9 protein-coding genes are annotated in these 11,225 nt (G+C 41.2%); all 9 read left to right on the top strand.

What is annotated here, in order from left to right; genetic code table 11:
• Positions 1-433: 433 nt before the first annotated feature.
• On the top strand, positions 434-2,092 hold the full coding sequence (locus AC5JMK_RS07140; protein ID WP_096679673.1) for an FAD-dependent oxidoreductase: 1,659 nt from the start codon (positions 434-436) through the stop codon (positions 2,090-2,092).
• A 26-nt stretch (positions 2,093-2,118) separates the two neighbouring features.
• Positions 2,119-3,237, top strand: a complete 1,119-nt coding sequence (locus AC5JMK_RS07145) for a cyclic nucleotide-binding domain-containing protein (RefSeq protein ID WP_495909743.1) — start codon at positions 2,119-2,121, stop codon at positions 3,235-3,237.
• Positions 3,228-3,410, top strand: coding sequence for an ATP-binding protein (locus tag AC5JMK_RS07150; RefSeq protein ID WP_495909745.1), 183 nt, complete (start codon positions 3,228-3,230; stop codon positions 3,408-3,410). Before AC5JMK_RS07145 ends, AC5JMK_RS07150 begins: the two co-directional genes overlap by 10 nt.
• A gap of 14 nt (positions 3,411-3,424) precedes the next feature.
• Positions 3,425-3,679 carry a ubiquitin carboxyl-terminal hydrolase 14 gene (locus AC5JMK_RS07155; RefSeq protein ID WP_096679677.1) on the top strand — a complete coding sequence of 85 codons (255 nt, stop codon included), beginning with the start codon at positions 3,425-3,427 and terminating at the stop codon, positions 3,677-3,679.
• A gap of 42 nt (positions 3,680-3,721) precedes the next feature.
• Complete coding sequence (locus AC5JMK_RS07160) at positions 3,722-4,888, top strand: low temperature requirement protein A (RefSeq protein ID WP_096679838.1); 1,167 nt, start codon at positions 3,722-3,724, stop codon at positions 4,886-4,888.
• A 101-nt stretch (positions 4,889-4,989) separates the two neighbouring features.
• On the top strand, positions 4,990-5,586 hold the full coding sequence (gene hxlB / locus AC5JMK_RS07165; protein ID WP_096679679.1) for a 6-phospho-3-hexuloisomerase: 597 nt from the start codon (positions 4,990-4,992) through the stop codon (positions 5,584-5,586).
• 51 nt (positions 5,587-5,637) lie between these two features.
• On the top strand, positions 5,638-6,288 hold the full coding sequence (hxlA, locus tag AC5JMK_RS07170; protein WP_096679681.1) for a 3-hexulose-6-phosphate synthase: 651 nt from the start codon (positions 5,638-5,640) through the stop codon (positions 6,286-6,288).
• 206 nt (positions 6,289-6,494) lie between these two features.
• A complete protein-coding gene (locus tag AC5JMK_RS07175) occupies positions 6,495-10,187 on the top strand; it encodes an amino acid adenylation domain-containing protein (protein WP_495909744.1) in 3,693 nt (1,230 codons plus the stop codon).
• A gap of 278 nt (positions 10,188-10,465) precedes the next feature.
• On the top strand, positions 10,466-10,933 hold the full coding sequence (locus AC5JMK_RS07180) for a DMT family transporter (RefSeq protein ID WP_096679685.1): 468 nt from the start codon (positions 10,466-10,468) through the stop codon (positions 10,931-10,933).
• Positions 10,934-11,225: the final 292 nt, after the last annotated feature.

Below are 11,225 nucleotides of genomic sequence, written 5' to 3' on the forward strand. Positions count from 1 at the left end.
CATCCACCCTGCCGATCCTTGTTCTACCAGTTCATAAATTTGGCGAAGGTATTGGATGTGGAATTGTATGTAGTTGGCGCACAAGTGCAGGTAGAGGATTTCCTGAGAATGAGTGCATTCTGTGAAGGCATCCAACTGGTAGACGAATATGAAGCGATCGAATTAGCCAGCGTATAGTTAGGGTCAATAGCCGTCTTAAAAATGGGTATGGGGGTAAGGAGTTTACGAGTGTAATCATCTTTTTATGCACAGATTGTGTGATTGATTACATGGGGTTCTAGCTAGGAAAGAAAGTAAAGGTAAAAGCTAAGGAAGGGGAATAACTATTTTCATTCCCTCTTTGTGGGCGCGACCTCCTTAAAGGAGGAACTACGCTAACGCCCCTGGGGTTCTATCTTGAAAATAGGGGAAAATCAACAAATGAGGGAATATCATGGCTAAACCTGTTCTAATTACAATAGACGACGACCCAGAAGTTTTACGCTCTATCGAGCGCGATTTACGCCGCGAATACGGCGAAAACTTCCGTGTACTGCGTGCTGATTCTGGTCAGATGGCTCTAGAGACACTGAAAAAATTGAAACTACGCAACCATCCTGTAGCTCTATTGTTAGTGGATCAGCGAATGCCAAACATGACCGGTGTTGAGTTTCTTGAACAGGCTAAGGAAATTTTTCCAGATGCCAAGCGTGCCTTACTTACAGCATATGCTGACACTGATGAAGCTATCCGTGCGATCAATAAGGCCAAAATTGATTATTATTTGATGAAACCGTGGACACCCCCGGAGCAGGGTTTGTTTCCAGTACTTAACGATTTGCTTGAGATTTGGAAAAAAACCTATCTTCCGTGCTTTGAGGGTGTTCGTGTAATTGGCGATCGATGGTCTCCCAAAACGCATCAAATTAAAGATTTCTTGGCTCGTAACCATATTCCTTATCAATGGTTGGATATTGAATCAGAAGAGGGAAACAAGTTATCTAGTTATACCAACCCTGATCATGTAAACCTACCACTACTGTTCTTTCCCGACGGTTCACATCTTCTACAGCCGACAAATATTCAAATTGCTGAGAAAATCGGCTTGAAAACTCGTGCTGAAATGCCGTTTTACGATGTGATCATTGTGGGTGCTGGTCCTGCTGGTTTAGCAGCAGCAGTGTACGCGGCTTCCGAAGGATTACATACTGTGATTGTAGAAAAAGAGGCTCCGGGCGGACAGGCTGGAACTAGTTCCAGAATTGAGAATTATCTAGGTTTTCCGGTGGGTCTAACTGGGGGAGATTTAGCTAGGCGTGCTGTTGCACAAGCCCAGAAGTTCGGAGCAGAAATTCTGACACCACAGGAAGTAAAAGGCCTACGTGTAGATGGTCAATATCGATATATAACACTAGCAGACGGATCAGAAATAAGTAGTCACACAGTAATTATTGCAACTGGTGTATCCTATCGTAAACTCAACGTGCGTGGCTGTGACAAGTTAACAGGTGCTGGCGTATACTATGGATCAGCGATGACCGAAGCAATGGGATACCAAGGTGAAGATGTATTTATTGTTGGAGCAGGCAATTCTGCCGGACAGGCTGCTATACACCTTTCTAGATACGCTCGCTCAGTAACCCTTCTCGTACGCAGGGACTCACTCAAGAAAAGCATGTCTAAGTATTTAATTGATCAAATCAAACAGACGAACAACATCATAGTAAAAGTGTTAAGCGAAGCTACTGAAGTGTTCGGTAAAGACAAGCTTGAGGCGATCACTATTACCAACTTATTAACTAATGAGGTCGAAACTCTCCCTGCCTGTGCCCTTTTCATTTTTATTGGCGCAACACCACATACCAATTGGTTGCAAGATATTGTCGAGAGAGATCCAAAAGGCTACATTATGACTGGTCCTGATGTTTTGCATGGTCAGATGTACCCTAAAGGATGGACATTGTCTCGATCGCCATATCTTCTTGAAACTAACATACCAGGAATTTTAGCAGTAGGTGATGTGCGCTATCAGTCAGTGAAACGAGTTGCCTCAGCAGTGGGTGAAGGGTCGATAGCTATTCAATTCATACATCAATATCTCTCATCCTTATAAAAACAAAAAACACTTTAGGTTTTCCCATGCTTAATTTGTTAAAAAAAATACCGTTGTTCAAAGACTTGACAGAAAATGAGCTGATGCGTTTGGTGAGCGGTACTAACATCTGGCTGAATCCAGGAGATTTACTGTTTAAACAAGGAGAGCCTGCAAAATGTTTTTACATGGTATTTGAAGGAGCAATTCGCTTAACACGAGAGATCAATAACCAAGAAGTTGTTTTAGCTACATATGAAACTGGGACATTTTTTGGTGAAGTTCCCCTCCTTGCAGGTACAGTTCACCTTGCAAGTGGACAAGCAGTTAATCAAAGTCACGTATACTGCTTGCACGAGGAGCAATTTTGGCAGATGCTCATGTTTTGTCCATCAGTGAGAAACGCTGTTCTCGGTTTTATGGCAAGCCGAATGCAAGAGTTACAGATGTTGTCTCATCAACACGATAAGCTTATTTCCTTGGGTACGTTAGCTGCTGGTCTTGCTCATGAACTGGGTAATCCAACAGCAGCAGTACGTAGAGCAGTAGGACAGTTGCACGATACAGTCAGTGTCTTGCAAAATTTCTCGCTTGCGTCTACCAAACAACACCTCACTCCAGCTCAATTGGAGTATCTCTTGGAGATCAAGAGTAAGGCAATGGGGCGGGTGGCTCAACCGTGCAATTTTGATCCCTTGACTCAGATAGATTTGGAAGATGAACTATCCGATTGGCTAGAGTCACATGGCGTTAGTGATGGCTGGGAATTTGTACCTACCTTAGTTGCATTAGGAATTGACGTTCAGCAGTTAGAATTTATTGGTAAGCAGGTGAATGCCAATGCATTCAAGTATGTACTCACTTGGTTGGAGACAACGCTAGCTACAGAAAGTATGCTGAATGTCCTTGAGCAGGGCGTTGATCGGATTTCTGAGCTTGTCAATTCTGTCAAAGCATACTCATACATGGATCAATCTCCACTAAAGGAGGTATCTGTTCATGAAGGTATTGAAAGTACACTCACTATTTTGAGCTATAAGCTCAAAAAGCATCGTATCCAAGTGGTGCGTGAATACGAACAAAATTTACCAATGATTCAAGCATATGGAAGTGCGCTCAATCTCGGATTTTCGATCCGTTTTTCACAACTAAAGGTATTGGTGTAGGAACAGGACTAGGTTTAGATATTGCCTATCGAATAATAGTAGGTCAGCATGGTGGGCATATTCGCTGCTTCTCAAAGCCCGGCGACACATGCTTTAAGGTTAGTTTGCCTTTACGCTCGTTTCAAGAAATGAACAGATATAAAAATGAACTCGCTCTTACTTCTAAAGAGTAGATCAAGGAGAATTTATGGAGTGTACACATCTCAATCAGATACAAGCAGTCACATCCATTAGTGTTGGATGTGAGGAATGTTTGGCAAGCGGAGATACTTGGGTACATCTACGGGTTTGCCTAACTTGTGGACATGTTGGTTGTTGCAATTCATCCAAAAACAAGCACGCTACCAAGCACTTTCACAATACTGGTCATCCTCTTGTAAAGTCTTTTGAGCCTGGTGAAAATTGGATCTGGTGTTATATTGACAAAACCTTCGTGCATTGATCATTAAGTTTGATAGAAGTTAAAAAAAATGAGGTTTTAGATGTGAAAACCTGGTTCCAACCTCCTCGCCTGCGTATTGGTGTAGAAAGCGAAGAAAAAAATGGTCATGCTACTTGGCTGGAACTTTTCTATGATTTGGTATTTGTAGTTGCAGTATCACAAGTTGCCCACAATCTCAGCGAAGATGTTTCCCTATCAGGATTTTTCAGCTTTGTGTTTCTATTCATACCAATGTGGTGGGCATGGATTGGCACGACATTTTATACCAATCGATTTGAGATTGATGACATAGGTCATCGCTTGCTGACTGGTGGGCAAATGGTAGCGATCGCCACCTTAGCGGTAAATACACACCACGGCTTGGGGGAAAGTTCTGCTGGCTTTGCTCTTTCCTATGCTGCCGGAAGAGCTATGCTTGTCATTGAATATCTGCGTGCTGCAAGGCATATCCCTTTAGCACGTCCACTAGCAACTCGTTATGCACAAGGTTTTGCGATCGCAGCTGTTCTTTGGCTGCTCTCTGTATTCGTACCCATGCCATTACGTTTCGGCTTTTGGGCATTGGGATTAATTTTAGATTTCGCCACACCTTTGACAGCAAAACAGTTACAGTTAGGACTAACCCACCATATTGAACACTTGCCAGAACGTTTCGGGCTATTTACCATTATTGTCTTGGGCGAGGCGATCATAGGCGTGGTTGATGGTCTCTCCAATCAAAACTGGGATGCTAAAAGTGCGCTTGCTGCAATATTCGGTTTTAGTATTGCTTTTAGCTTGTGGTGGGTCTATTTTGAAAATATTGGTAATTCAGCTTTGCGTTCTGCTAATGCAACTGGTCAAATAGGCGTTTATCAAATTTGGCTTTACGGACATTTACCCTTGGTGATTGGACTCACTGCTACGGGAGTTGGCGTCAAACACATCATATCAAGTGAGCCTAGCGTAGCGCTGCCCCCGCCAGAGCGTGTACTTCTCTGTAGCATGGTCGCATTATGCTTATTAGCTCTAGCTCTTTTGCATCGTACTGGAGTTATACGCTACTGTAAAATCCGTTCTAGGTTTCGCCTTTATTCTGCATTTATCCTTCTTATACTTGCCATAGTTGGCAAAGGTTTGTTGCCTGTTGTGGTCATCGGACTTGTAGCTATAGTATGTACTGTTCAAGTAATTCAAGATTTGTACCAAAGCCGTCTCTTGGTATTTTGAAAAGTCCTGTTTAAATCTTGCTTAAAGCTCTTGTATTATTTTCAACTACAGTTCCATGATTATGAGTGTAAAACTGCTTTATTTGAGAGGATATAATTATCATGGCTAATGTTTCCCAACCAGTCATTACTACAGACATTAATACCGATTTTAGTAAAATCGTTGAATTGGTGTTAATCGAAAACAAACAAGTTTTAGAAAAAATCAATTATTCATCAGTTATTCAACTTGGGCAAGCAATTATGAATGCCCAAAGAATCTTTGTAGCTGGTGAAGGTCGTAGTGGTCTGGTGACTCGTATGTTTGCTATGCGGCTAATGCATTTGGGACGGCAGGTCTATGTTGTTGGTGAAACGATTACTCCAGCAATTCAACAAGGTGATTTACTAATAGATTTCTCTGGTTCGGGCAGCACAGAACATGTTTTAGAAATTGCGTGCAAAGCAAAAGAAATTGGTGCATATATTGCTAGTGTCACAACTCAAATTGATTCTCCTTTAGCCAAGATAGCTGACTTTTTAATTCACATAGAAGCTGCGGCTAAACAAGATCATAGTCATCAACATTCACAACAATTTAGTGGTTCACTATTCGAGCAATCTTCTTTGTTGATCTTTGATGCTTTATTTCATTTCTTATCTCACACTATCAATAAAAGTTCTGAAACTCTTTGGGCATTGCACGCCAATCTTGAATAACTAACACAAGCTCAAAGTAAACTATTTTTTTGAACAAAAAGAGGTTTTTCAATGAAATTGCAAGTTTCTGTAGATTTGTTGTCATTAGAGCAAGCTATCAAATTGCTTAAAGATGTTGTTGATTATGTAGATATCATCGAAGCTGGTACTCCTTTGATTAAGCAAGAGGGGTTGAAGGTTGTTGAAACTTTCAAACAATCTTTTCCAAATAAGCTCATTTTTGCAGATATGAAGACGATGGATGCTGGAGGCTTAGAAGCTGAAATGGCATTCAAAGCAGGAGCAGACTTCACTACAATTCTAGCTGTATCAAATGACAGCACTATTCAAGGAGCTATAGCTGCTGCTCGTAAGTATGGCAGATATGTGACTGCTGACATGATTTCCGTTTCAAATCGTGTGCAACGCGCCCGCGACTTAGAAAAGCTGGGAGTTAATTACTTGGAACTGCACTGCGGATTAGATGAGCAGGCTAATCACTTGTGTGCTTCGACTGCAAGCGAACTTACAGCTCTACGAGGTGCAGTTTCTATATCTCTCTCGGCCGCGGGGGGTATCAATGAAAATACGATTCAGGAAGTAGAAGCAGCAGGAGCGGATGTAGCAGCAGTTGGTGCTGCGATTTACAATGCTCAATCTCCTGCTGAATCTGCACGTCGTTTACGAGAGAAAATAAATTCTAAAGTAAAAGCTCTAAAGTAACAAGAATCATTGTAGGAATTTTCCCCTAATTTATTTCTTGGCGGTACGAAAAGTTGGTGCAAGATATCAACTAACCTCACAGAGAAATTCAAAGCCCTTGTTGTAGCATTTGGTGTTGTGTTAGGCGTGTATTTGAATCTGATTTTTCACAAAAAATATGATGTGAGCGCCTAACGCACCTTTAAAAATTAGATTGGAGATCAGCTATGCAAACAAAAGATTTGCTTATACAAAAGCTAGATAACACAGAGTCAAAAGATTTGATAACAAAATCTCTTCTTGATTTGTTTCTAGAGCAAGTGCAGGCTCAACCTCATAAAGAAGCAGTTGTATGTGATCATTGTGAGCATGAATGTCTAACTTATCAAGAACTCGCCAACATCAGTTCACGCTTGGGTGATTATCTTCAGCATCTTGGTGCAAATGTTACACTTGAAGAGGCGGAGGATTTTGAGTTCCCATCCCCACTAATTACACAGGATAGACTTTGCAAACAACCGTGTTCTGACAATTTAGCCTATGTAATTTATACTTCTGGTAGTACGGGAAAGCCAAAGGGTGTAATGATAGAACACCACAGTATCGTCAACCAGATGAATTGGCTGCAAAGTGTTTGCAAGTTAGATCACAACAAAGTTGTTCTGCAAAAAACACCTATGAGTTTTGACGCAGCACAATGGGAGATTCTTGCATCCTGTTGTGGCAGTAAAATTATTATGAGCCGCCCCGGAACCTATAAAGATCCAGAACAGTTAATTGAGACTACTATTCGACATCATGTGACAACTTTGCAATGCGTTCCGACGCTGTTGCAAGCGCTTCTCGACACCGACTTATTCCATAATTGTAAGTCACTGACACAAATATTTAGCGGGGGCGAAATTCTGTCAAAAAAACTTGCGCTACAATGCATCGAAGTGCTGCCAAAATGTGACTTAATTAATGTCTATGGCCCAAGTGAATGCACAATCAATGCTTCCGCCTTTAAAGTTGATAAAAATGCGATCGCTGATTATCCTGAAGCGATCGCCATTGGTACTCCCGTTCACAATACTCAGTTTTACATTCTCAACAACGATCAATCGCTAGCATCGGTTGGAGAAAGTGGTGAGTTATATATCGGTGGTGTTCAGCTGGCGCGTGGATATATTAATCGACCAGACTTGACAAAAGAAAGGTTTGTCAACGATCAATTTTCGACGAGTTCTGGAGATGCCAAACTGTATAAGACTGGAGACTTAGTCTGTTGGAATGCAGATGGTACTGTTCAGTTCGTTGGGCGAGTAGACAATCAGGTAAAACTTAGAGGGTTTCGGATTGAACTGGACGAAGTAAAGGTGGCAATTGAGAAACATGACTGGGTTAAGAACGCAGCTGTTATAGTTAAGAAAAATTCTCGTACCGGATACTCTGATTTGATTGCATGTATCGAATTGAGTCCTAAGCAAGCTGCTGTCATGGATCAGGGTGTCCACGGAGAACACCATCTGTCCAAGCAAAACAAGCTTCAAGTCAAAGCTCAATTGTCAAATCTTGGATATAGGGATATCGACGAAGAAAATTGTGTACCTGGCCAAATAGAAATCGATCTTCCAGGTAAAACACCGACCGAAGAACAGCGCCGATTGGCGTTTACTCGAAAATCCTACCGTTTATTCGAGGGTGGCGCTGTTCACAAAGCTGATATTATGCAGTTGCTAGATAGACAGATTACTGATGTCCAAACTGACAACTTCGCTGATTCTCGTGGCTTGGATGCATTAAGCCTCACAGAATTAGGTGAGATTTTGAGATATTTCGGTGCATTTCATAGCGATGAGCGTCTGTTACCCAAGTATGCTTATGCATCACCTGGCGCATTGTATGCAACGCAAATGTATCTTGAATTAGTTAACATAGCAGGGTTGAATGATGGTTACTACTATTACCATCCGGGACGCCATCAATTAGTACTATTAAATCAAATAGATAGTAAAGAAAAAACACGAATAAAAATACACTTCATTGGAAAGAGAAAAGCTATCGAGCTAGTTTATAAAAATAATATTCAAGAGGTACTCGAAATTGAAACTGGCCACATGTTGGGTTTATTTGACAAGATTCTGCCACCATATAAACTTACTATTGGAGATGCTAACTATACACCGGAAGTAAATGAGAAAATTCTCTGTCCAGACGAGCATTATTATTATCTAGGCACTTTTGATCTAGTACCTCAACTCAAGCCATTGTCGATTGAACCAGTTGATATTTATGTGCAGAGTCATCCTGGAAAAATTCCTGATTTACCTGCGGGTTTATACAAGTACAAAGACAGAGGCTTGCAAAAAATCTCAGACGATATCATTCTCAAAAGGCATGTAATAGCTATCAATCAGCTAACCTATGAGCAAGGAAGTTTTGGAATTGCCATGATTGGTAGAAGCAGCTGTAAATGGGCAAATTATTTCGCAATGGGCAGGAAGCTTCAACATTTGCAGATGAATGATCTAAATCTTGGTTTCTTGTCGTCCGGATACAGCTCCGAGACTGGTAATGATCTTCCTTCAGCAAAGCAGATAACAAAGATACTCAGTGCTAGTCATGAAGAACCGGGTCCTTCTTACTTCTGTATCGGTGGTCGCGTCAGTGATGAGCAGTTAATCAGCGAGGGGATGAGAGAAGACGCCGTCCAGATGAAAGGCCCTGCTGAGTTAATCAAAGAGGATCTACGCAACTTTTTGCCTGATTACATGATGCCTAACAAGATCATAGTTATAGACAAGCTACCACTTACTGCCAATGGTAAGATCGACGTTAAAGCGCTGGAAGCATCGGACAAAGTGAATATCGAAATGGCCCAACGGCCCATCATCAAGCCTCGTACAAATACTGAACAGCGAATAGGTGAGATTTGGAAAAAGGCGATGAAATGGGATTCTGTCTCAATATGTGATGATTTCTTTGAATCCGGCGGGAACTCACTTATTGCTGTGAGAATAATCAACGCTATCAATAAAGAGTTTGATTGTACCTTGCCTTTGCATACTCTTTTTGAAGCTCCAACTATCGAAAAACTCGCTCGTAAAGTGGACAGTGATGAAGTTGAACTTGCTTCGCGTTTAGTACGTCTATCATCCACAGGAGTCAAGAATCCCATCTATTGCTGGCCTGGACTTGGTGGTTATCCAATGAATTTGAGGTTGCTGGCAGAAAAAATCAATATCAATCGACCCTTTTACGGTGTTCAAGCCTATGGAATCAACCAAGGCGAAAAGCCATTTTCCTCTATTAGTGAGATGGCGGTAGAAGACATTAAGGAAATTAAACGTATTCAACCAAACGGCCCCTATACACTGTGGGGATATTCCTTCGGCGCACGGGTAGCTTTTGAAGTTGCTTATCAGCTTGAGCAGTCCGGTGAGCATGTGGAAAATCTCTTTTTGATTGCTCCGGGATCACCAAAGGTTGAAACTAATAATGAAGCTATTGATGGCAATCAACCTGTATTCACTAACAAAGTCTATGTGACAATTCTTTTCTCGGTTTTTGCAAGCACCATTACAGGTCTCGCACTGGAGGAGTGTTTGAAAGTTGCCAAGGATGAAAACAGCTTCGCGTCATTTATTGCAATATATAAGAAGCTTGATTTGGATCTGGTGAAACGAATAATCAGAATTGTACACCAAACATATGAAGTCAAGTACACATTCCGCGAACTAACCAAGAGACAGATTGTTGCACCTATAACTATTTTTAAGGCCGATGGTGATGATTACTCATTTATTGAGAGCCACAGTCGATATTCCCGAAAGACTCCAACGGTCATAAACCTCAAAGCTGATCACTACAGTATGCTTAAAATTACAGGTATTTGCGAATTGGTAACGGCGATTCAACGGCATCTTGAGACTGCTTAAGCGCTTCAATTCTCTATTATCGTACTTAGTTGAGCATTGTTATCAGCGCAACACTCATCAAGATTAGCAAATTTATAATACAATACGGTTCAGTTAATACCAAAATCCTTTGTAAAGTCCGTAAATTTACGGACTTTACTGGTAATTTTTTTGTATTCAAAATTATTAACTGAACTGTGTTGATGCATTTTGTTAAAATTTTGAGTGCTTTTTATCTTGTCACATCCTGCTAGATGCTGGCTACAAAATTTTCTGTTTAGTTTTCGGAGTTATATGTTATGAGTTCTAGAACCATTTATTTGATAGCAGCATTGATTGGTGGTGCTATTTTACCTGTTCAAGTTGCCCTGAATACTCTTTTAAAAAGTTATATTGGTAAGCCAATGCAAGTTACATTTATCTCATATCTTGCTGGCACTATCGCATCGTTTACAATTTGTTTCTTTGCCCACTATCCACTTCCTACTTTGACTTCACTTTCTCAAACATCGTGGTGGATGTGGATAGGAGGGTGTTTGGGAACTTTGTATGTCTGGTCAACTATTTTTGCCGCGCCTAAGATTGGGGCAGCATTGACATTAGGACTCACAATTGCAGGTCAGATGATTGCAGCACTTTTTTTAGATCATTTTGGTCTCATCGGGTTGAACAAATACCCAGCGACTTCATTACGCATAACAGGAACCTTGTTCGTTATTATTGGGGTTTCTTTGGTTGCTGCTCAAAAAGGGTTGGCTCAAAAGTAGTACTCCACCAAAATAATTTTGAACTGTCCCCAAGCACCGGGGTATTGGAGGTGGCACGCTGTAAAGGTCTTACAACCCCAGGTCTCAATACTGCTCGGTTAAGGGGAAATAGCAGGGCAAACGCACCTTAAAGTGACACATTAAAGGTTGATTTTTGGACAAATATATGCGTTTAGGTATACACAGTAAACCAAAAAGTTTTTCCACTTCTGTGCGATCGCTACAAAAGAAGTTGACGCAACTGGGGAATCGCGCTGCTGATTTGGTGATGCCAGTTATCATTACCATGCAG

Source organism: Pelatocladus sp., assembly GCF_059505505.1.

Coding starts and splice junctions, on each gene's coding strand:
- AC5JMK_RS07175 (WP_495909744.1), top strand. CDS start 6,495: ATGCAAACAAAAGATTTGCTTATACAAAAGCTAGATAACACAGAGTCA.
- hxlA (WP_096679681.1), top strand. CDS start 5,638: ATGAAATTGCAAGTTTCTGTAGATTTGTTGTCATTAGAGCAAGCTATC.
- AC5JMK_RS07180 (WP_096679685.1), top strand. CDS start 10,466: ATGAGTTCTAGAACCATTTATTTGATAGCAGCATTGATTGGTGGTGCT.
- AC5JMK_RS07140 (WP_096679673.1), top strand. CDS start 434: ATGGCTAAACCTGTTCTAATTACAATAGACGACGACCCAGAAGTTTTA.
- hxlB (WP_096679679.1), top strand. CDS start 4,990: ATGGCTAATGTTTCCCAACCAGTCATTACTACAGACATTAATACCGAT.
- AC5JMK_RS07145 (WP_495909743.1), top strand. CDS start 2,119: ATGCTTAATTTGTTAAAAAAAATACCGTTGTTCAAAGACTTGACAGAA.
- AC5JMK_RS07155 (WP_096679677.1), top strand. CDS start 3,425: ATGGAGTGTACACATCTCAATCAGATACAAGCAGTCACATCCATTAGT.